Here is a 21,455-nt window from a genome sequence, read left to right on the forward strand (position 1 = left end):
CCGCGGCCTAGGCTGATCGGTGTGACGCAGCCTGCCTACCTCCGATACCCCCATGTCCAGGGCGATTTGATCGCCTTCACCGCCGAGGACGATGTCTGGCTGGCGCCGCTGGACGGCGGCCGGGCCTGGCGCGTCAGCGCCGACAACCGACCGGTCACCAACCCGCGGATATCTCCCGACGGAACCCGGGTCGCCTGGACGTCCACCCGGGACGGGGCCCCGGAGGTGCACATCGCGCCGGTCGACGGCGGCCCCTCCGAGCGGCTCACGTACTGGGGCGACGCCCGGACCTCCGTCCGCGGCTGGACGCCCGAGGGCGACGTGCTGGTCATCAGCGCCCAGGGGCAGGCGTCGATGCGGCGCAGCTGGGCCAGGGCCGTCCCGGTCGACGGCGGTCCCGCGCGGACCCTGCCGTACGGGCCGGTCGGCTCCCTCGCGTACGGGCCCGGCGGACGGATCCTGCTGCTCTCGGCCACGATGGGGCGCGAGGCCGCCACCTGGAAGCGCTACCGGGGCGGCACCGCGGGCAAGTTGTGGATCGCGGCAGAGGGCGCGGGCGACGGCCCGGCGGAGTTCGTACGGCTGCACGAGGACCTCGACGGGAACATCGAAGCCCCGATGTGGGTGGGCGGCGGGGCCCTTGCCGGCCGACCGGAGTCGCGCACGTCGGAACGGGTCGCGTTCCTCTCCGACCACGAAGGGGTCGGTGCGCTCTACTCCTCGCTCCCCGACGGTTCGGACCTGCGCCGCCACAGCGGCATCGAAGGCTTCTACGCCCGTCACGCGACCACCGACGGCACCCGCGTCTGCTACGCCTCCGCCGGTGAACTCTGGCTGCTGGACGACCTCGAAGGAGCCGAACCCCGCCGACTCGACATCCGGCTCGGCGGCCAGCGCGCCGACCTCCAGCCGCACCCCGTGCACGCGGGCAGCCACCTCGACTCCGCGTCCCCGGACCGTACGGGACGCGGCAGTGCCGTCGCGACGCGCGGTGCCGTCCACTGGGTCACCCACCGCGAGGGCCCGGCCCGCGCGCTCGCCGTCGAACCGGGAGTACGGGCCAGGATGCCCCGCGCCTTCCAGGCGGACGGCGACCAGCACGCCGTCTGGGTCACCGACGCCGAGGGCGACGACGCCCTGGAGTGCGCCCCCGCCACCGGCACCGCACCGGGCGCCGTGCCGCGTCGCCTCGCCGCAGGCCGTATCGGCAGGGTCCTCGACCTCGCCGCGGCACCGGACGGCAGCCGGTTCGCCGTCGCCGCGCACGACGGACGGGTGCTGATCGTCGAGCGGGAGAGCGGTGAGGTCCACGAGGTGGACCGCAGCGAGCACGGCGACGTCTCCGGGCTCGTCTTCTCGCCCGACTCCTCCTGGCTGGCCTGGTCGCACCCCGGACCCGATCCGCTCAGACAGCTCAAACTCGCGCACCTCGCGGATCTGTCCGTCGCCGAGGCCACCCCGCTGCGTTTCCGGGACTTCGCCCCCGCGTTCACCACCGACGGCAAGCACCTCGCGTTCCTCTCGGAGCGGTCCTTCGATCCGGTCTACGACGCCCACGTCTTCGATCTGGCGTTCATCGGCGCCTGCCGTCCGCATCTGCTGACGCTCGCCGCCACCACGCCCTCACCGTTCGGGCCGCAGCGCCACGGCCGCCCGACCGAGAAGGAGAAGGGCGGCGACGGCGAGGACAACCCGACCGCGCTGCCCGTCACCCGGATCGACCTCGAAGGACTCGCCGAGCGGATCGTGCCGCTGCCCGTCGAGGCCGCCAGCTACTCCACGCTGCGGGCCGCCAGGGACGGGCTGCTGTGGCTGAGCCACCCGGTGACCGGGGTGCTCGGCACGAGCGGCGCCACGCCCGACTCCCGGCGGCCCGAGACCGTCCTGGAACGGTACGACCTGGAGAAGCTGCGCTGCGAGGAACTCGCCTCGGACGTCGGCGGTTTCGAGGTCAGCGGCGACGGCAAGCGGATCGTCCTGCGGACCCGGGGCAAGCTGCGCGTCGTGCCGTCCGACAGCCGCGTACCGGCCGGTGACGACGACCACGACGGCGACAGCAGCGTCACCGTCGACCTCTCCCGGATCCGCCGGATCCTCGACCCGGCCGCCGAGTGGCGTCAGATGTACGACGAGGCCGGGCGCATCATGCGGGACAACTTCTGGCGTCCCGACATGGGCGGTGTCGACTGGGACGGAGTCCTGGACCGCTACCGCCCGGTGCTGGAGCGCGTCGCCACCCACGACGACCTGGTGGACCTGCTGTGGGAGGTGCAGGGAGAGCTCGGCACCTCGCACGCCTATGTGACGCCGCCCGGCGGATGGCGCGACGACTCGACCCGGCAGGGGCAGCTCGGCGCCAACATCTCCCGTACGGACGAAGGAAGTTGGCGCATCGACCGCATCCTGCCCTCCGAGACCTCCGACCCGGCGGCCCGGTCGCCCCTGACCGCACCCGGGGTGGCGGTGCGCGTCGGGGACACGATCCTCGCCGTCGACGGGCAGCCGGTCGACCCGGTGACCGGACCCGGACCGCTGCTCACCGGTTCGGCCGGCAAGCCGGTCGAGCTGACCGTGTCGCCGGTGGACGGCGGCTACCCGCGCCATGTCGTCGTCGTGCCGGTCGCCGACGAGGAGGCGCTGCGCTACCACGCATGGGTCGCCGACCGGCGGGCCTACGTCCACGAGCACTCCGGCGGACGCCTCGGCTACCTCCATGTGCCCGACATGGTCGGCTCGGGCTGGGCCCAGCTCCACCGCGATCTGCGCCTCGAAGTGGCCCGCGAGGGGCTGGTCGTGGACGTCCGCGAGAACCGCGGCGGCCACACCTCGCAGCTGATCGTGGAGAAGCTCGCCCGGCGCATCGTCGGCTGGGACATGCCGCGCGGGATGCGGCCGTACAGCTACCCGGAGGACGCGCCGCGCGGCCCCGTGGTGGCCGTCGCCGACGAGTTCTCCGGCTCGGACGGCGACATCGTGAACGCCGCGATCAAGGCGCTGAGCATCGGGCCGGTGGTGGGTACGCGTACCTGGGGCGGGGTGGTCGGCATCGACAGCCGCTACCAGCTCGTCGACGGGACGTCGGTCACCCAGCCCAAGTACGCGTTCTGGTTCGAGGGTTACGGCTGGGGCGTGGAGAACCACGGGGTCGATCCCGATGTCGAGGTCGTGATGACGCCGCAGGACCACGCGGCGGGGCGCGATCCGCAACTGGACGAGGCGATCCGGATCGCACTGGCGTCGCTGGCACAGACGCCGGCGAAGCGGGCGCCGGAGCCGCCGGGGGTGTAGGGGGCGGACGCGGGAGGGGGGCGAGTGCGCCTGCGGTCGGCAGGTCAGCCCGCCCGCCCCTTCCCGGTACGGGGAACGAGCCCGCCGTCGGCGCCCCGATACCATGCCGTACAACGATCACCACCGACCGAGGAGCCGACCCCATGGCGGGAGAACCGCAGCCCGACTGCCTGTTCTGCAAGATCGTCTCGGGTGACATCCCGGCAACCATCGTCCGGGAGACCGACACCACCGTCGCCTTCCGGGACATAAACCCTCAGGCCCCCACCCACGTGCTCGTCATCCCCCGCGTCCACTACCCGGACGCCGCCGCCCTCGCCGCGGCCGAGCCGGGGGTCGCCGCCGACATACTGCGCGAGGCCGGCCACGTCGCTGCCGACGAGAAGATCGTGGAAAGCGGCTACCGGGTCGTCTTCAACACCGGCTCCGGCGCCGGCCAGACCGTCTTCCACGCGCACGCCCACGTCCTGGGCGGTCGCGGACTGCAGTGGCCCCCCGGCTAGAACGGTCGATCGCACACCGTGTCCGTACGCGAACTCGTGGTCCTCGGCACCGCCAGCCAGGTCCCGACCAGACACCGCAACCACAACGGCTATCTGCTGCGCTGGGACGGCGAGGGCATCCTCTTCGACCCGGGTGAGGGCACCCAGCGCCAGATGCTGCGGGCCGGCGTCGCCGCGCACGACATCGACCGGATCTGCGTCACGCACTTCCACGGCGACCACTCGCTCGGCCTGGCCGGGGTGATCCAGCGGATCAACCTCGACCAGGTCCCGCACCCGGTCACCGCGCACTACCCGGCGAGCGGGCAGCGCTTCTTCGAGCGGCTGCGGTACGCGACCGCCTACCGCGAGACCGTCGAGCTCACCGAGGCCCCGGTCGCGGCCGACGGGGTGCTCGCGGCCACGGACGCGTACACGCTCAGCAGCCACCGGCTCTCGCACCCCGTCGAGTCGTACGGCTACCGGCTGGTCGAACCCGACGGACGCCGCATGCTGCCCGCCAGACTCGCCGAGCACGGCATCAAGGGGCCCGACGTCGGCCGGATCCAGCGCGAGGGTTCTCTCGGCGGTGTCACGCTCGACGACGTCTCCGAGCACAGGCGGGGCCAGCGGTTCGCGTTCATCATGGACACGAGGCTCTGCGACGGCGTGCACGTGCTGGCCGAGGGATGCGATCTGCTGGTCATCGAGTCGACCTTCCTCGACGAGGACGAACGACTCGCCACCGACCACGGCCATCTGACCGCCGGCCAGGCGGGCCGGGTGGCCCGGGACGCGGGCGTACGGCACCTCGTGCTGACCCACTTCTCGCAGCGCTACGACGACCCGGCCGTCTTCGAGACGCAGGCCCGCGCCGCGGGGTTCGAGGGCGAACTGACCGTCGCCCGCGACCTCGGCCGGGTTCCCGTACCCACCCGGCGCCTCTGAACAGGGCGGCCGCCCCGCCACCTCTGAACACGGGTGTCCACCGGCACCCGCGAACACATCAGCACCACCCTTTGTGAGCGTGAAAGACCCGTGCACCTCCCCAAAGCCGAACTCCACCTCCACATCGAAGGCACCCTCGAACCCGAGCTGGCCTTCGCGCTCGCCGAACGCAACGGCGTGACGCTGCCGTACGCGGACACCGAAGAGCTGCGCACCGCCTATCTCTTCGACGATCTGCAGACCTTCCTCGATCTGTACTACGCCCTGATGGCGGTGCTCCGGACCGAGGAGGACTTCGAGCAGCTCGCCGACGCGTATCTCACCCGCGCCGCGGCCCAGGGCGTCCGGCACGCGGAGATCTTCTTCGACCCGCAGGCCCACACCGCCCGCGGCGTCCCGATCGGCACCGTCGTCGAGGGGCTCGGCCGGGCGCTGGACCGCAGCGAGGAGAAGCACGGCATCTCCACCCAGCTGATCATGTGCTTCCTGCGCGACCAGTCCGCCGAGTCGGCGCTTCAGACCCTTCAGGCCGCGAAGCCGTATCTGCACCGGATCAGCGCGGTCGGCCTGGACTCGGCGGAGGTCGGGCATCCGCCCGTCAAGTTCCGCGAGGTGTACGAGGCGGCCGGGGCGCTCGGGCTGCGCAAGGTCGCCCACGCCGGTGAGGAGGGCCCGCCCGAGTACATCCGCGAGGCCCTGGACGTCCTCGGGGTCGAGCGGATCGACCACGGGCTGCGCTGCATGGAGGACGCGGACCTGGTGAGGCGGCTCGTCGCCGACCGGGTGCCGCTCACCCTGTGCCCGCTGTCCAACGTACGGCTGCGCGCCATCGACACGCTGGAGGAGCATCCGCTGCGGGCCATGATGGACGCCGGACTGCTGTGCACGGTGAACTCCGACGACCCCGCCTACTTCGGCGGCTACGTCGGGGACACCTTCCACGCCGTCCACGAGGCGCTCGGTCTGGACCACGAGCAGCTGCGCACCTTGGCCCGCAACTCCTTCGAAGCGGCCTTCCTCGACCACGACGAGGAGCGCAGGGCGCGCTATCTCTCCGAGGTCGAGGCGTACGCGTTCGACTGACCGGCCACGCCGGACGGGCCGGCCGTGCGGAACGCGTTCCTGACGGGGCGCCTGCGGCGCAGCGCGGGCAGGCTGATCTCCGTGACGGCCTGCTCGGGCGAGCCCAGCTTGGGTACGGCGCCGGGCACCGCGCCGGTGGTGACGGCGAGCAGCGCGGCCGGGGCACCGCCCCTGCGCCGCACCGATCCCGGCACCAGCGGCCGGCCGCCGGTGTGCAGGGCGACGGCCGTGACCGGGGCCGCGACCAGGAGTGTGACGGCGCCGAGGATCAGACCCATGACCGGGTAGCCGGCCTGCTCGGACAGCACACTGCCGAGGACCGGTCCGCAGGCCACCCCGACGGATGAGGCCGAACCTGCGAGGACCGCCCAGCGGCCCCGCACGTCCAGGGAAGCGGCCAGTCCGATCAGGTACGACAGGACCACCGGGTAGACGGTGTTCCACAGGATCTCGCCGGTCGCGAACGAACCGAGGCTCCCGGCCGACGAGCTGAGCACGATGCTCGCCGCGATGACCACGGTGCCCAGACCGATCGGCACCGCCCGGCCGAGCCGGGCGCCCAGCACCCCGGCGCCCATCACACCGAGCAGGCCCGCACCGAGCGCGGCGGCGAACACCGCGCCGATGGTGACCTCGGAGAGACCGGCCTGGACCACCCCGATCCGGCTGCTGACGCCCCACAGCGCGTTCTGCGCCATGGACCAGACGAGCATGCCGCCCGCCAGCACCAGACCGGAGCGCCGGTGCGGCAGCCGGCCGACGACGGGGGCCGCGGGACCGCCGGGCGCGGGGCCGCCGAGCCGTGCGGTGGCGGGCCAGACGAGCAGGGCGACCAGGGCGATCGAGGCGAACGGCAGCCGGTGGCCGCCGCCGAGGTGCGGGATCGTCAGATAGAGGGCGCCCGCCGTCGCGGAGACGCTCAGCAGACCGAGCGACGAGGTCCGGTGCGGATCGCGCTGGGCCGCGATGCCCGCGGCGGCCACGGCGGTGGCCGTACCGGAGCCGAAGCCGCCGATCATCGCGCCCATGACCACCAACGGCACGGAGCCCGCCAGCGCGGCGCAGCCGTACCCCGCCATGGCCAGCACCAGCCCGATCCGCGCCGGGCGCCGCGGCCCGTACGTCTCGACCCGGCCCGCCAGCGTGAATCCGGCCGTGGCCGAGCTCACCAGCAGGGCGCTGCCCACCAGCCCGGCCTGGGCGGTACTGAGGCCCAGATGGACGGAGAGCCGCCCGACGATGGTGGGGAGCAGATAGGCGGCGAGGTAACCGGCGGTGAACACGGCGACCAGGGGCCACGCGGCGCGAGGGCGCGAGGACATGGGCGTTCCTGAAGACATGCCGAAGGAGGCAGAGAAGGCAGGGGAGGGCAATGCGGGACATACAGGGGGAGACGGTGCACGCGTCGGCAACTGCCGCCAACGGGGCTCGCGGGCCAATTTGTATCAACTGCGCCCAGCCCACCGAAAGCCGCTTCAGTGTGATCTGAGTCACATATGTGTTTACGCTTTGAGTGCTCGGGTAGACGCTCATATTTGCGCAGGTCAGAACCCTTGGGTGAGGAGCCGGCGCGAGCCCCGGGGACGGGGCGGCGCGGACCCTCCGGATACAGGAGCGGATCGGGCACACTGGCCGCATCTGCCACGACCGGGGAGCGCAAGGTGAGCACGGACATTCCAGCCATCGACCCACTGGACGGGCTGCGTGCCCCGCAGGACCCGGACTGCGACGTCTTCCTCACCGGCACGGTCTTCCTCGACATCATCTTCACCGGCCTGGACAGCGCCCCGGTGCGCGGTACCGAGTCCTGGGCGCGCGGCATGGGCTCCAGCCCCGGCGGGGTCGCGAACATGGCCACCGCGCTCGCACGGCTGGGCCTGCACACCTCACTGGCAGCGGCGTTCGGCGACGACCACTACGGGGAGTACTGCTGGGACGCCCTGGAGCAGGGCGAGGGCATCGACCTGTCCATGTCGCACACCGTCCCCGGCTGGCACTCACCGGTGACCGTCTCCATGGCGTACGAGGGCGAACGGACGATGGTCTCGCACGGCCACGAGGCCCCGGGCCCCGAAAGAACCCTCGGCGCCCTGCTCCCGGCCGAGGAGTCCGTCTTCCCGCGCTGTCCGCCCCGCGCGCGGGCCGCCATCGCCTCGCTCGTCCCCGGGCGCAGCGAGCCCTGGGTCGCCAAGGCCGCCGGGAACGGTGCCCGGATCTTCGCCGACGTCGGCTGGGACGAGACCGGCCGCTGGGACCTGGACGCCCTGGCCGACCTGGAACACTGCGAGGCGTTCCTGCCCAACGCCGAGGAGGCGATGCGCTACACCCGCACCGACTGCCCGCGCGCCGCCGCCCACGCCCTGGCCGAACGGGTACCGCTCGCCGTGGTCACCCTGGGCTCGGAGGGCGCGTACGCGGTGGACGCGGCGACCGGGGCGAGCGCCGAGGTGCCCGCCATCGAGGTCGAGGCGCTGGACCCGACCGGGGCGGGCGACGTCTTCGTCGCCGGCTTCGTCACCGGCACCCTGGCGGACTGGCCGCTGGCCGATCGGCTGGCCTTCGCCGGACTGACCGCGGCGCTCTCGGTGCAGGAGTTCGGCGGTTCGCTGTCGGCACCGGACTGGGAGGAGATCGCCGCCTGGTGGCAGCAGGTGCGCACCTTCGCGGACCAGGACCCCGCGGCGCTCCAGCGGTACGCGTTCCTGGAGGAACTGCTGCCCGCGGCCGCCAGGCCGTGGCCGCTGCGCCGGGCCGTCCCGACGATCGGCTTCCGCCGTCCGGCCTGAACGGGGGCAGTTGTGTTCGCAGCCCTGTGCGAAAAAGCTCTCGGTGTTGTCGGTGGCCAAGTCGTAGGCTTGGTTATCCAGAGGTTGTCGATCGGCGAGAACCCTGCAACAGGAGGTATGTGCAGGCCACAGAGCCGGCCCATGACTCAGACACCCACAGCCCAGACCCTGGCGCCGGGGCAGGCGCGAGCCCAGTTCACCGTACCGGCCAAGCATCCGATGGTGACCGTCCTGGGCTCCGGTGACGCCCTGCTGCGCGTGATCGAATCGGCCTTCCCGGCGGCCGACATCCATGTCCGGGGAAACGAGGTCAGCGCCGCCGGAGACGCGACGGAAGTCGCCCTGATCCAGCGCCTGTTCGACGAGATGATGCTGGTGCTCCGCACCGGTCAGCCGATGACGGAGGACGCAGTGGAACGCTCGATCGCGATGCTCAGGGCGAGTGAGAGCGGCGAGGGGGACGGTCAGGAGACGCCGGCCGAGGTGCTCACCCAGAACATCCTCTCCAGCCGCGGTCGCACCATCCGTCCCAAGACGCTCAACCAGAAGCGGTACGTCGACGCGATCGACAAGCACACGGTCGTCTTCGGCATCGGCCCTGCGGGTACCGGCAAGACCTATCTCGCCATGGCGAAGGCGGTCCAGGCCCTGCAGTCCAAGCAGGTCAACCGGATCATCCTGACCCGGCCCGCCGTCGAGGCGGGCGAGCGGCTCGGCTTCCTGCCGGGCACGCTCTACGAGAAGATCGACCCGTATCTGCGTCCGCTCTACGACGCCCTGCACGACATGCTCGACCCCGATTCGATCCCGCGGCTGATGGCGGCGGGCACGATCGAGGTCGCGCCGCTGGCCTACATGCGTGGCCGCACGCTCAACGACGCGTTCATCATCCTCGACGAGGCGCAGAACACCAGCGCCGAGCAGATGAAGATGTTCCTGACCCGGCTCGGCTTCGATTCGAAGATCGTCGTCACCGGTGACGTCACCCAGGTCGACCTGCCGAACGGGACCAAGAGCGGTCTGCGCCAGGTCCAGGACATCCTCGAAGGCATCCAGGACGTGCACTTCTCCCGGCTCACCTCCCAGGATGTCGTCCGGCACAAGCTCGTCGGCCGTATCGTCGACGCGTACGAGAAGTACGACAACCGAGACAGCCACAACGGGAAGTAGTCGCGCCGCACCATGTCGATCGACGTCAACAACGAGTCCGGAACCGAGGTCGACGAGCAGGCGATCCTCGACATCGCCCGCTACGCGCTCGCACGGATGCGGATCCACCCGCTGTCCGAACTCTCGGTGATCGTGGTGGACACCGACGCCATGGAGCAGCTCCACATCCAGTGGATGGACCTGCCGGGGCCGACGGATGTCATGTCCTTCCCGATGGACGAACTCCGTCCGCCGTCCAAGGACGACGAGGAGCCCCCGCAGGGGCTCCTCGGTGACATCGTGCTCTGCCCGGAGGTCGCCAAGAAGCAGGGCGAGGACGCGGAGACCCGGCACTCCATGGACGAGGAGCTCCAGCTCCTCACCGTCCACGGAGTGCTGCATCTCCTCGGGTACGACCACGAGGAGCCGGACGAGAAGGCCGAGATGTTCGGCCTCCAGGCCGCGATCGTGGACGGCTGGCGCGCCGAGCGCGGCCTGACCGGTCCCTCGCCCGCGCCCACCGTCTCGTGAGCGTTCCTCTCGTCCTCGGTGCCGTTCTGCTGGTCGTCGTCGGCTGGCTGGCGGCCTGCGCGGAGGCGGGCATCGCCCGCGTGTCCAGCTTCCGGGCCGCCGAGGCCGTCCGCTCCGGGCGGCGCGGCGGTCAGAAGCTCGAACAGGTCGCGGCCGATCCGACCCGGTATCTCAACGTCGCCCTGCTGGTGCGGGTCGCGTGCGAGATGTCGGCCGGTGTGCTCGTCACCTACGCCTGTCTGAAGGAGTTCCCGCAGACCTGGGAGGCGCTGGCCGTCGCGATGGCCGTGATGGTCCTCGTCTCCTATGTCGCCATCGGCGTGTCACCGCGCACCATCGGCCGCCAGCACCCGCTGAACACGGCCACCGCCGCCGCCTACGTGCTGCTGCCGCTGGCCAGGGTCATGGGCCCGATTCCGCAGCTGCTGATCCTCATCGGCAACGCGCTGACGCCCGGCAAGGGGTTTCGCAAGGGACCGTTCGCCAGCGAGGCCGAACTGCGGGCGCTGGTCGACCTCGCCGAGGCGGAGTCGCTGATCGAGGACGAGGAGCGCCGCATGGTGCACTCCGTCTTCGAACTCGGTGACACGCTCGTGCGCGAGGTCATGGTGCCTCGGACCGACCTGGTCTGCATCGAGCGCTACAAGACGATCCGGCAGGCGCTGACCCTGGCGCTGCGCTCCGGCTTCTCGCGGATCCCGGTCACCGGGGAGAACGAGGACGACATCGTCGGCATCGTGTACCTCAAGGACCTGGTCCGCAAGACGCACATCAACCGCGAGTCGGAGGCCGATCTGGTCTCCACGGCGATGCGGCCGGCGGCGTTCGTGCCCGACACGAAGAACGCCGGCGATCTCCTGCGCGAGATGCAGCAGGAGCGCAGCCACGTCGCCGTCGTGATCGACGAGTACGGCGGCACCGCGGGCATCGTCACCATCGAGGACATCCTCGAAGAGATCGTCGGCGAGATCACCGACGAGTACGACCGTGAACTCCCGCCGGTCCAGGAGCTGGAGAACGGCTGCTTCCGGGTGACCGCTCGCCTCGACATCGGCGACCTGGGGGAGCTGTTCGGCCTCGACGAGTTCGACGACGAGGACGTGGAGACGGTCGGCGGTCTTCTCGCGAAGGCGCTCGGACGGGTTCCGATCGCCGGTGCTTCCTCGCCGGTCGACCTGCCCGACGGCCGCCGGATCCGGCTGACCGCGGAGTCCCCGGCGGGGCGCCGGAACAAGATTGTCACGGTGCTGGTGGAGCCCGTGGAGCCGGAGAGGTTGGAGGAGGGGTGACTCCGCATCAGCTGAGGGCCTTCTGCCTGGAGTTCAACGCGAGCGTCGAGGAGTTCCCGTTCGGGCCGGAGGCGTCCGTCTTCAAGGTGCTCGGCAAGATGTTCGCGCTCAGCACGTTGGACGCGCGTCCGCTGACGGTGAACCTCAAGTGCGATCCGGACGAGGCGGTGCGGCTCCGCGAGGAGTACGACGCGGTGGTGCCCGGCTGGCACATGAACAAGCGGCACTGGAACACGGTGACGGTGTCCGGGGTGCCGGACCAGGTGCTCCGTGAGCTCATCGAGGACTCCTACGACCTGGTGGTGGCGGGCCTGCCGAAGGCGGAACGGCTGCGACTGGACCGGGCGTAGGACGCTGCGGGGCGGGGCCTTCGGCGCGCAGTCGGTCACGGGAAGGGGCGGGGCGGGGAACGGGCCCTTCGGTTCGTATGCTCGGCACATGACTGAGAGCACCGACCTCGGCCCCGAGGACCGCAAGATCGTCACGCTGGCGCGCAGCGCCCGTGCCCGCAACGGCGTGCCGGAGGGCGCGGCCGTACGGGACGAGACCGGACGGACGTATGTCGCGGGCACCGTCCGACTGGAGTCGCTGAAGCTCAGCGCCCTGCAGACCGCCGTGGCGATGGCCGTGGCCAGCGGCGCCACGTCGCTGGAGGCGGCCGCGGTCGTCTCCGAGGCGCAGACCCCGTCGGACGCGGACCGCGCCGCGGTACGGGACCTGGGCGGCCCGGACACCCCGGTCCTGCTCGCCGGGCCCGACGGCGTGCTGCGGGTCAGCGTGACGGCGGGCTGACGGCGACAGGATCCGCACCTGGCGTGCGAACGCCCCGCACCCCGCCGGTGCGGGGCGTTCGCCCATCAGGTGGGAGGAACGCGGATCTTGACACCATCTGATGGTCCATCAGTCGGTGCGTTTCGCTTCCATTGACTTCTTTTCGGCCGGAGTCGTCAATGGGCCCCCTGTCGGCGCAGAAGAGCCGCTGCGCCGCATCCGGCAGGAGGGGGCTCCATGCGTCCGACCGTTCGAAGCATCAGCATGCGAAGATCCGGCGCGCGAAGACGTTCCGGGCGCAGCCGTCGCTGGGGTGCCGCGCTGGGCGTGGGCGCGCTCGTCGTGGCCGGGGGCGGGGGACTCGCGGGCCCCGCGCAGGCCATGGTGACGGCCTCCGTGCCGGTGGACTTCCCCACCCACTGCATCCCGCCGGCCATCGCGGGCCTCCCGCCGATCGACGGGCCGACCAAGGCCGAGATCACCGTCGACAACGCCGCACCCACGGTGGGCGACACCGTCACGGTCACGTACACCGTCGTCAAGCCCGCCGCGGGCAACCCGGTCGATCTGGCCCTGCCCGCCGACATCATGACGCCGACCGGCAAGGTCACCGTCGGCGGCGCGCAGTCCGCGAGCATCACCGTCGCGGGCCCGAAGAAGAACGCCCCGGTACCCGGCAAGGGCGACTTCCCTTCGTTCTCGATGACCGGCACGTTCACGGTCACCGCGCCAGGACAGATCACGCTGTCGCCCGGTGACTACAACATCCACACCAGCTACATCATGGAGCTGGACACCCCCTGCACGGTGACGGATCCGCCCGCCCCCGTCTCCGAGACGATCCTCGCGACGGACGGCGGCGGCCAGGTCAACGAGCGTGCCATCCAGCTGGGCGCGGCATCCGGCAAGGCGGGCGACGCGGTCACCGTGACCGGGTCGAAGTTCACCGCGGGCGCGGACATCACGCTGGCGGGCCGGGCCGGGGACAAGCAGACCGCCGACACGGCCACCGTCAAGGCGGACGGCTCCGGCCGCTTCAGCGGCCGGCTCACCGTCAACGATCCGGCGACCACCGGCATCGTCGCCTACGAGGGCGGTGGCTGGGACGCGGCCAAGGGCGCGGGCCCGCAGGCCTACACCGTCACCGGGGGCGGCGGCGGGATCCCGGACGGCAGCCAGCGGCTCGACGCGTCCGTGAAGGCGGGCACGCTGTCCATGGTCCAGGCCGGGGACACGGTCGAGATGTCGGCGGTCGACTTCGGCAGGGGCGGTGCCTCCCGCGGCTCCCTGCAGACGGTGACGGTCGAGGACTACCGCGGCGGGCCCGCCGGCTGGTCCCTGACCGGAAAGGTCACCGACTTCAAGGGCCCCGGCGGCGCCACGATCGGGGCGTCCGAACTCGGCTGGACCCCGGTCTGCGCGACGAAGGCCGGAAGTCCCAGCACCTGTGCGGCCGGTTCCCAGGGGCCGGTCGGCAGCGCGGGCGCCACGCTGGCGTCCACGCCGAACGGGACCTTCACCGGCGGCGAGTTCACCGTCGACGCCCGGCTCGCGCTGAACGTACCGGCGTACACCGCCCCCGGCGCGTACTCCGGCGTGCTCACCCTCACCCTCGCGTGACCGAGCAGCCCCGACCGATCCGGTGGACCGGGCGCGCACCCGCCCGGACCACCGACCACACGACCACCCGGGGGTCCCGCACCGTGCGCAAGCTGTCCGTACTCCTCCTGGCCGGCGCCCTGCTGCTGACCGGCGCCCCCGCCGTCCACGCCGCGGACAACGGCAGCTGGTCGGTCTACCCGGCCACCGCCCGGGCCGGTCAGCGCCCGTACTTCTACCTCTCCGCCGACCCCGGCGCCACGCTCGACGACCGGGTCACCGTCACCAACAAGACGGACCGGCCGCAGACCTTCCGGCTGTACGCCGCCGACGCCTACAACACCCCGCGCGACGGAGGCTTCGCCGTCCGTGCACAGAACGAGAGACAGCGCTCGGTCGGCGCCTGGGCGAAGACCGACCGCGACCGGATCACGGTTCGGGCGCACGGCTCGGTCACCGTGCCGGTCACCATCACCGTCCCCGAGGACGCCGAGCCGGGCGACCACCCCGGCGCCCTCGTCGCCCTCGACGAACGCATCGACCCCGCCGACGCGGGGGCCGTCGCCGTCGGCATCCGCAAGGCGGTCGGTGCCCGCATCTACCTGCGGGTGAACGGGCCGACCATGCCCGCGCTCTCCGTCGACGACGTGAAGGTCGAACACACCCAGCCACTGGTCCCGGGCACCGGGAAGAGCCGGGCCGTGATCTCGTACACGCTCCACAACCGGGGCAACGTCACCCTCAACCCCAAGGTCGCCCTCAGGGCCGAGGGCCTCTTCGGCCGCACCCTGCTCGCCCGCGACCTGAAGAAGATCCCCTCCGAGCTGCTGCCCCGCCAGCAGGTCCGGCTCACCGAGCAGTGGGCGGACGCGCCCCAGCTGGAATGGGGCGAGATCGAGGTGACCGCGAGCGCCCGCGAGACCCGCGAGTCCGCCGCCGTCGGGTACTTCGCCCTGCCCTGGCTGATGGCCGGGATCCTGCTGGTGATCGTCGGCGCGGGCGCGGGACTGTGGATCCGGGCCCGTCGGAGCCGTACCGGCACGGCCTGAGGCGACGCGCGACAGGCCCCGGCGCGCCCCTTGGTACGGCGGGGCCGCCGGGATCGGGGACAATGGGCGCCATGAGCGTTCGACCTGACACAGAAGCCGCTGCACAGCAGGCTGCGAACAACGCCCCGCACCGGGCCGGTTTCGCCTGCTTCGTGGGCCGCCCCAACGCGGGCAAGTCCACCCTCACGAACGCTCTGGTCGGCCAGAAGGTGGCGATCACCTCCAATCGGCCCCAGACCACCCGGCACACCGTGCGCGGCATCGTGCACCGCGAGGACGCGCAGCTGATCCTGGTCGACACCCCGGGCCTCCACAAGCCGCGCACCCTGCTCGGCGAGCGTCTCAACGACGTCGTGCGCACCACGTGGGCCGAGGTCGACGTCATCGGCTTCTGCCTGCCGGCCGACCAGAAGCTGGGCCCCGGCGACAAGTACATCGTCAAGGAACTCGCCGGCATCAAGAAGACCCCGAAGATCGCTGTCATCACCAAGACCGACCTGGTCGACTCCAAGCAGCTCGCCGAACAGCTGCTCGCCGTCTCCCGCCTCGGTGAGGAGCTCGGCTTCGAGTGGGCCGAGATCATTCCGGTCTCCGCGGTGAAGGCGGAGCAGGAGGCGGGACGCAGTCCCTCGAACAAGGGCGGTGGTGGGAGAGGGGCCGGCCAGGTGGACCTGCTGGCCGATCTGATCGCCCCGCTGCTGCCCGAGAGCCCGCCGCTCTACCCGGAGGGCGACCTCACCGACGAGCCCGAGATGGTCATGGTCGCGGAGCTGATCCGCGAGGCCGCGCTCGAAGGCGTACGGGACGAGCTGCCGCACTCCATCGCGGTGGTCGTCGAGGAGATGCTGCCGCGCGAGGACCGCCCGGCGGACAAGCCGCTGCTCGACATCCATGCCAACGTCTACATCGAGCGCCCCAGCCAGAAGGGCATCATCATCGGCCCGAAGGGCAAGCGGCTGAAGGACGTCGGCACGAAGTCGCGCAAGCACATCGAGGCACTGCTCGGCACGCCGGTCTTCCTGGACCTGCACGTGAAGGTGGCCAAGGACTGGCAGCGCGACCCGAAACAGCTGCGCAAGCTCGGGTTCTGACCCGGGTCAGGGACACACCGGCGTTCCGGCCGCGGCCCAGGCGCGCGCCCGTCTCACGCGCCCTCCTTCAGGACGCGTGAGATCAGTGCGCGCTGGGCGTCGGTCAGCCGGGGGTCCGCGCAGTGGATGGTCCGGTCACCGACCGTGATCCGGTACCGGAAACCGTCCGGAACGCCGCGGGGCGGGGTGTCGTGGCCCGAGACGAGCGCCGAGCGCGCCAGTGCCTCCCACTCCGCGGCGTCGGCCCGCCCGGCGGTGTCGACCTCGCCATGGCGTGCGATGCCGGCGAAGCCGCCGGTCCTGCTGACCTGAATCCGCATGCGGTGTCCTCCATCGCCGGACGGGCCGGGAAATGCCCTACGCGGTCGGTACGCCCACCTCCGACCATGCCTTCAGGACGGCCTCCGCCTCGTCGCCCTCTCCGAAGCGGCTGCGTGCCGCGGCCACGGTCAGCCGGGCGAAGGACGCGAAGTCCGCGTCCACGGCCAGTCGACCACCTGTGAGCACATCGAACCAGAGCTGCCCGGCGCGTTCCCACGCATTGCCGCCGAGGGCCGTCGCCAGGAGATAGAACGCCCGGTTCGGGATGCCGGAATTGAGGTGCACGCCGCCGTTGTCCTCGCCGGTGCGGATGTAGTCCTCCATCGACGCGGGCTGCGGGTCCTTGCCGAGCACGTCGTCGTCGTACGCCGTTCCCGGTGCCTTCATCGAACGCAACGCCTCGCCCCGGACACCGGGGGCCAGCAGTCCGGCGCCGATCAGCCAGTCGGCCCGGTCGGCGCTCTGGCCCAGCGAGTACTGCTTGACCAGGGAACCGAAGACGTCGGACATCGATTCGTTGAGCGCGCCGGACTGGCCGTAGTAGCTCAGATTGGCGGTGTACTGGGTCAGGCCGTGCGTCAGTTCGTGGGCGATCACGTCGATGGCGACGGTGAAGTCCAGGAAGATCTCCCCGTCCCCGTCGCCGAAGACCATCTGCTCGCCGTCGAAGAAGGCGTTGTTGTACTTCTCGTCGTAGTGCACGGAACCGATCAGCGGGAGCCCGTTGCCGTCGATCGAACGGCGGCCGTACGCCTTGAGCAGCAGTTCGAAGGTGGCGCCGAGTCCCGCGTACGCCCGGTTGACGCTCGCGTCCTTCGTCGGCTCCTGGCCCTCGGCGCGGACCTTGGTGCCGGGCAACTGTGTGCGGTGACGGCAGTCGTACAGCGTCCGGTCGGGCTTGTCGGACGCCTCCCCCTCGGCCGCGGGGGCGACGGGCAGGGTGACGACCGTGGCCATCTGGCGGCGTGTGCGGCGGGCGGCGTCGCTCTCCAGGGTGCGGCGGGCGGGACCCGCGAGGTCGGGGTTGTCGGACTGCGACAGCTTGTCGAGGACATGGGGCGGCACGATGGTGCAGAAGACGGGGCGGAACCCGTGCTGAGACTGAGGCTGCATACAGCCGACTGTGGCACCGGGTAACGGTCATGTCACTGGTTGCGACCAGGATTGACGAAATGGAGTGATCGATCACTCTTGGGCGTTTCTGGCGCCCGGTCCCGCATACTGATACGGGACGGACGCATCAGGCGCCTCTCGGTTAGTCTCGTCGCATCATGCGTTTCGGGCTGCTTCTTCTTAGCTGCCGCGGCGAGGGCCTGTAGTCGTAGGCCGACCCCCTCCCCGCGGAGTCTGGTGCTGCAGCGACACAGTCGGCCGTCTCATTGGTTGGACCCCGAGGAGCCGTACGCCATGACCGCCGCACATCCCGCTCAGACCCCCGCCGGGAACGCTGTCGGACGCCCGACGCCGATCACCAACGCCACTCAGCTGCAGAAGCCGTCCGGGATGCCCATCCACAAGTACGGCCGGTACGAGGCCGTCGAGATCCCCGACCGCACCTGGCCGGACAACCGGATCACCGTCGCGCCCCGCTGGCTCTCCACCGATCTGCGCGACGGCAACCAGGCCCTGATCGACCCGATGTCGCCGGCCCGCAAGCGCGAGATGTTCGATCTGCTCGTACGCATGGGCTACAAGGAGATCGAGGTCGGGTTCCCGTCCTCCGGCGAGACCGACTTCGCGTTCGTCCGCTCCATCATCGAAGAGGGTGCGATCCCCGAGGACGTGACGATCTCCGTCCTGACGCAGGCCCGCGAGGACCTGATCGAGCGGACCGTCGAGTCCCTCGTCGGCGCCCACCGCGCGACCGTGCACCTGTACAACGCGACGGCGCCCACCTTCCGCCGGGTCGTCTTCCGCGGCTCGAAGGACGACATCAAGCAGATCGCCGTGGACGGTACCCGGCTGGTCATGGAGTACGCGGAGAAGCTGCTGGGCCCGGAGACGATCTTCGGCTACCAGTACAGCCCCGAGATCTTCACCGACACCGAGCTGGACTTCGCCCTGGAGGTCTGCGAGGCGGTCTGTGACGTCTGGCAGCCGGAGGAGGGCCGCGAGATCATCCTCAACCTGCCCGCCACCGTGGAGCGTTCGACCCCCTCCACGCACGCGGACCGGTTCGAGTGGATGTCGCGCAACCTGTCGCGCCGCGAGTTCGTCTGCCTGTCGGTCCACCCGCACAACGACCGCGGCACCGCCGTCGCCGCCGCCGAACTGGCCATCATGGCCGGTGCGGACCGGATCGAGGGCTGTCTGTTCGGCCAGGGCGAGCGCACCGGCAACGTCGACCTGGTCACCCTGGGCATGAACCTGTTCTCGCAGGGCGTCGACCCGCAGATCGACTTCTCGCAGATCGACGAGATCCGCCGCACCAGCGAGTACTGCAACCAGATGGAGGTCCACCCGCGCCACCCCTACGCGGGCGACCTGGTCTACACCGCCTTCTCCGGCTCCCACCAGGACGCCATCAAGAAGGGCTTCGACGCCATGGAGGCCGACGCGGCCGCCCGGGGCACGACGGTCGACGACATCGAGTGGGCGGTGCCGTACCTGCCGATCGACCCGAAGGACGTCGGCCGCAGCTACGAGGCCGTCATCCGGGTCAACTCGCAGTCCGGCAAGGGCGGAATCGCCTACGTCCTGAAGAACGACCACAAGCTGGACCTGCCGCGCCGGATGCAGATCGAGTTCTCCCGGATCATTCAGGCCAAGACCGACGCCGAGGGCGGCGAGGTCACGCCGACGCAGATCTGGTCCACGTTCCAGGACGAGTACCTGCCGAACCCGGACAACGCTGCGGCTCAGTGGGGTCGCGTGCAGATCCGCTCCGGTCAGACCACGACCGGCTCCGACGGCCGGGACACCATCACCGTCGAGGCGACCGTGGACGGCACGGACACCGTGCTGACCGGTACCGGAAACGGCCCGATCTCCGCGTTCTTCGAAGCGCTGCAGGCCATCGGCATCGATGCCCGCCTGCTGGACTACACCGAGCACACCATGAGCGAGGGCGCCAGCTCCCAGGCCGCCTCGTACATCGAGTGCGCGATCGACGGCAGGGTCCTGTGGGGCATCGGCATCGACGCCAACACCACGCGTGCCTCGCTGAAGGCGGTCGTCTCCGCCGTCAACCGCGCCACCCGCTGACCCGGTGCCCGAAAGGGCATGAAGCCGCACGGCCGAGAACCCCGTCCACCCGCATCCGGGGGGCGGGGTTCTCGGCCATCTCCGGCGGTTGTGACGACCGAGGTGCTGACGCCACATCGTGACTGTGGTTAACATCACGTCCACACGGCAATGTTGCCGGAGAGGGCACCCCCGTGCCGTCAGGGCTACGGGGGAGTTACGGAGGTGTGCGACGTGCGGTCAGCCCGGGGACAACGCGCCATGAAGCTGCGTATCTGCGGCATCCGCACCATCTGGGACACCGTCGGGGACGGGGAGTTCTTCTGCCCCGGCTGCGGCGGCGACCGCAACTACCGTCGGCTCACCGGCCGTCGCCGTTTCGCGGTGCTCGGCGTGCCGATGGTGCGGCGCGGCACCACGGGACCGGTCGTCGAATGCGCCGCCTGCCAGGACCGGTTCGACACCGACGTGCTGGACCACCCCACCACCACCCGGTTCTCCGCGATGCTCCGGGACGCCGTCCACACGGTCGCGCTCGGCGTCCTCGCGGCCGGTGGCACCGCCTCCCGCACGGCCCTGGAGGCCGCGGCCGCCCTCGTGCGCGACGCCGGATTCGACGACTGCACGGAGGAACAGCTCTCCACCGTCGTCGAGGTCCTCGCCGCCGACATCGGCCACGGCGCCGCCTTCGACCCGGCGGCCGAGGCCTGCGGCGCGGCCCTCGCCATCGAACTGCACGAGGCACTGGAACCCCTCGCCCCGCACCTGGCCCCCGCCGGACGCGAATCGATCCTGCTGCAGGGGGCCAGGATCGCACTCGCCGACGGCCCGTACGGGCAGGCGGAGCGCGAGGTGCTGACCATGGTCGGCGGGGCGCTGCAGCTCTGCCCCGAGGACACCGCCCGACTGCTCGCGGCGGCTGCGCGCACCCCCTCCTGAAGGTCGGCGCCCGCGACCGGGCCCAGCCGACGATCGTCGCGTACGAATCGGGGCTGGTCGTAGCGGCCGCGGGCGGGGGCGGACGGGCAGTAGGGGTCCCTGATCAGGTCTGATCCGAACGGAAAGCCCCTGGGCGGCCCCGGCCCGGGGGGCGGGCCCCATGAGCCCTCCCCGTACCGGACAATGGACGCATGAGCTTGTTCCGGGACGACGGCGTGGTGCTGCGCACGCAGAAGCTGGGCGAGGCCGACCGGATCATCACGATCCTGACCCGTGGCCACGGCCGGGTGCGGGCCGTCGCCCGCGGCGTGCGGCGCACGAAGTCCAAGTTCGGGGCACGGCTGGAACCCTTCTCCCACGTGGACGTGCAGTTCTTCGCCCGGGGCAGCGAACTGATCGGCCGCGGCCTGCCGCTCTGCACCCAGAGCGAGACGATCGCCCCGTACGGCGGCGGCATCGTCACCGACTACGCCCGCTACACCGCGGGCACCGCGATGCTGGAGACCGCCGAACGGTTCACCGACCACGAGGGCGAGCCCGCGGTCCAGCAGTACCTGCTGCTCGTCGGAGGGCTGCGCACCCTCGCCCGCGGCGAACACGACCCGCATCTCATCCTCGACGCCTTCCTGCTGCGGTCGCTCGCCGTCAACGGCTACGCACCCAGCTTCGAGGACTGCGCGAAGTGCGGAATGCCCGGACCGAACCGGTTCTTCTCCGTCGCGGCGGGCGGCGTCATATGCGGCGACTGCCGGGTACCCGGCAGCGTCGTACCCTCGGCTGAGGCCGTCACCCTGTTGAGCGCGCTGCTCACCGGCGACTGGGAGACAGCGGACGCGTGCGAGGCGCGTCATGCCAGGGAGGGGAGCGGACTGGTGTCCGCCTATCTGCACTGGCATCTGGAGCGCGGACTGCGCTCACTGCGGTACGTAGAGAATTGACACAGGCA

General features: G+C 71.1%; 19 protein-coding genes. 16 read left to right on the forward strand and 3 right to left on the reverse strand.

The window, feature by feature from the left end; translation table 11 throughout:
* Nucleotides 1-21 precede the first annotated feature (21 nt).
* The 4 genes from ACF1B9_RS11780 to ACF1B9_RS11795 all read left to right on the forward strand — a co-directional run bounded on the left by ACF1B9_RS11780 (nt 22) and on the right by ACF1B9_RS11795 (nt 5,801).
* Complete coding sequence (locus ACF1B9_RS11780) at nt 22-3,288, forward strand: S41 family peptidase (RefSeq protein WP_391740801.1); 3,267 nt, start codon at nt 22-24, stop codon at nt 3,286-3,288.
* A gap of 143 nt (nt 3,289-3,431) precedes the next feature.
* Complete coding sequence (locus ACF1B9_RS11785) at nt 3,432-3,791, forward strand: histidine triad nucleotide-binding protein (protein ID WP_391740800.1); 360 nt, start codon at nt 3,432-3,434, stop codon at nt 3,789-3,791.
* An 18-nt stretch (nt 3,792-3,809) separates the two neighbouring features.
* Nucleotides 3,810-4,718, forward strand: coding sequence for a ribonuclease Z (locus ACF1B9_RS11790; RefSeq protein WP_391740799.1), 909 nt, complete (start codon nt 3,810-3,812; stop codon nt 4,716-4,718).
* A gap of 90 nt (nt 4,719-4,808) precedes the next feature.
* Nucleotides 4,809-5,801: an adenosine deaminase gene (locus ACF1B9_RS11795; RefSeq protein ID WP_391740798.1), complete on the forward strand. Its 993-nt coding sequence runs from the start codon at nt 4,809-4,811 to the stop codon at nt 5,799-5,801.
* Here the strand turns inward: ACF1B9_RS11795 and ACF1B9_RS11800 are convergent.
* Complete coding sequence (locus ACF1B9_RS11800; RefSeq protein WP_391740797.1) at nt 5,765-7,123, reverse strand: MFS transporter; 1,359 nt, start codon at nt 7,121-7,123, stop codon at nt 5,765-5,767. The two genes, ACF1B9_RS11795 and ACF1B9_RS11800, sit on opposite strands and share 37 nt — an antisense overlap.
* 339 nt (nt 7,124-7,462) lie before the next feature.
* Here ACF1B9_RS11800 and ACF1B9_RS11805 point away from each other — a divergent pair, with 339 nt between their 5' ends.
* The 9 genes from ACF1B9_RS11805 to ACF1B9_RS11845 all read left to right on the forward strand — a co-directional run bounded on the left by ACF1B9_RS11805 (nt 7,463) and on the right by ACF1B9_RS11845 (nt 16,066).
* Nucleotides 7,463-8,587, forward strand: a complete 1,125-nt coding sequence (locus ACF1B9_RS11805; protein WP_391740796.1) for a carbohydrate kinase family protein — start codon at nt 7,463-7,465, stop codon at nt 8,585-8,587.
* A 141-nt stretch (nt 8,588-8,728) separates the two neighbouring features.
* Nucleotides 8,729-9,757, forward strand: coding sequence for a PhoH family protein (locus tag ACF1B9_RS11810; RefSeq protein WP_391740795.1), 1,029 nt, complete (start codon nt 8,729-8,731; stop codon nt 9,755-9,757).
* Between the two features lie 12 nt (nt 9,758-9,769).
* Entirely contained in the window at nt 9,770-10,267 is a 498-nt protein-coding gene (gene ybeY, locus ACF1B9_RS11815) for an rRNA maturation RNase YbeY (protein WP_351079104.1), read from the forward strand.
* Nucleotides 10,264-11,556: a hemolysin family protein gene (locus ACF1B9_RS11820; RefSeq protein WP_391740794.1), complete on the forward strand. Its 1,293-nt coding sequence runs from the start codon at nt 10,264-10,266 to the stop codon at nt 11,554-11,556. The genes ybeY and ACF1B9_RS11820 overlap by 4 nt, the downstream gene beginning before the upstream one ends.
* Nucleotides 11,553-11,906 carry an MmcQ/YjbR family DNA-binding protein gene (locus tag ACF1B9_RS11825; RefSeq protein WP_391740793.1) on the forward strand — a complete coding sequence of 118 codons (354 nt, stop codon included), beginning with the start codon at nt 11,553-11,555 and terminating at the stop codon, nt 11,904-11,906. Before ACF1B9_RS11820 ends, ACF1B9_RS11825 begins: the two co-directional genes overlap by 4 nt.
* An 88-nt stretch (nt 11,907-11,994) precedes the next feature.
* The gene (locus ACF1B9_RS11830; protein ID WP_391740792.1) at nt 11,995-12,348 is read left to right on the forward strand and encodes a cytidine deaminase; all 354 of its coding nucleotides are present in this window, start codon (nt 11,995-11,997) and stop codon (nt 12,346-12,348) included.
* A gap of 306 nt (nt 12,349-12,654) precedes the next feature.
* Nucleotides 12,655-13,947, forward strand: coding sequence for a beta-xylosidase (locus ACF1B9_RS11835; protein WP_391740791.1), 1,293 nt, complete (start codon nt 12,655-12,657; stop codon nt 13,945-13,947).
* An 83-nt stretch (nt 13,948-14,030) separates the two neighbouring features.
* Nucleotides 14,031-14,975 (forward strand): WxL protein peptidoglycan domain-containing protein, encoded by a 945-nt coding sequence (locus ACF1B9_RS11840; protein WP_391741089.1) that lies wholly within the window; start codon nt 14,031-14,033, stop codon nt 14,973-14,975.
* A 62-nt stretch (nt 14,976-15,037) separates the two neighbouring features.
* Nucleotides 15,038-16,066, forward strand: coding sequence for a GTPase Era (locus ACF1B9_RS11845; RefSeq protein ID WP_361440290.1), 1,029 nt, complete (start codon nt 15,038-15,040; stop codon nt 16,064-16,066).
* Between the two features lie 53 nt (nt 16,067-16,119).
* Here ACF1B9_RS11845 and ACF1B9_RS11850 read toward each other — a convergent pair whose 3' ends face one another.
* Entirely contained in the window at nt 16,120-16,386 is a 267-nt protein-coding gene (locus tag ACF1B9_RS11850; protein WP_391740790.1) for a protealysin inhibitor emfourin, read from the reverse strand.
* A 37-nt stretch (nt 16,387-16,423) separates the two neighbouring features.
* Nucleotides 16,424-17,500 (reverse strand): M4 family metallopeptidase, encoded by a 1,077-nt coding sequence (locus ACF1B9_RS11855; protein ID WP_391740789.1) that lies wholly within the window; start codon nt 17,498-17,500, stop codon nt 16,424-16,426.
* A gap of 294 nt (nt 17,501-17,794) precedes the next feature.
* Between ACF1B9_RS11855 and leuA the strand changes: the two genes are divergently transcribed.
* From leuA to recO, 3 genes are all read left to right on the forward strand, one after another.
* Nucleotides 17,795-19,591, forward strand: coding sequence for a 2-isopropylmalate synthase (gene leuA, locus ACF1B9_RS11860; RefSeq protein ID WP_391740788.1), 1,797 nt, complete (start codon nt 17,795-17,797; stop codon nt 19,589-19,591).
* 240 nt (nt 19,592-19,831) lie between these two features.
* Nucleotides 19,832-20,509, forward strand: a complete 678-nt coding sequence (locus ACF1B9_RS11865) for a TerB family tellurite resistance protein (RefSeq protein WP_391740787.1) — start codon at nt 19,832-19,834, stop codon at nt 20,507-20,509.
* 191 nt (nt 20,510-20,700) lie between these two features.
* Nucleotides 20,701-21,447: a DNA repair protein RecO gene (gene recO, locus ACF1B9_RS11870; protein ID WP_391740786.1), complete on the forward strand. Its 747-nt coding sequence runs from the start codon at nt 20,701-20,703 to the stop codon at nt 21,445-21,447.
* Nucleotides 21,448-21,455: the final 8 nt, after the last annotated feature.

The sequence above is a fragment of the Streptomyces sp. NPDC014727 genome (assembly GCF_043083485.1).
Lineage (GTDB): Bacteria > Actinomycetota > Actinomycetes > Streptomycetales > Streptomycetaceae > Streptomyces.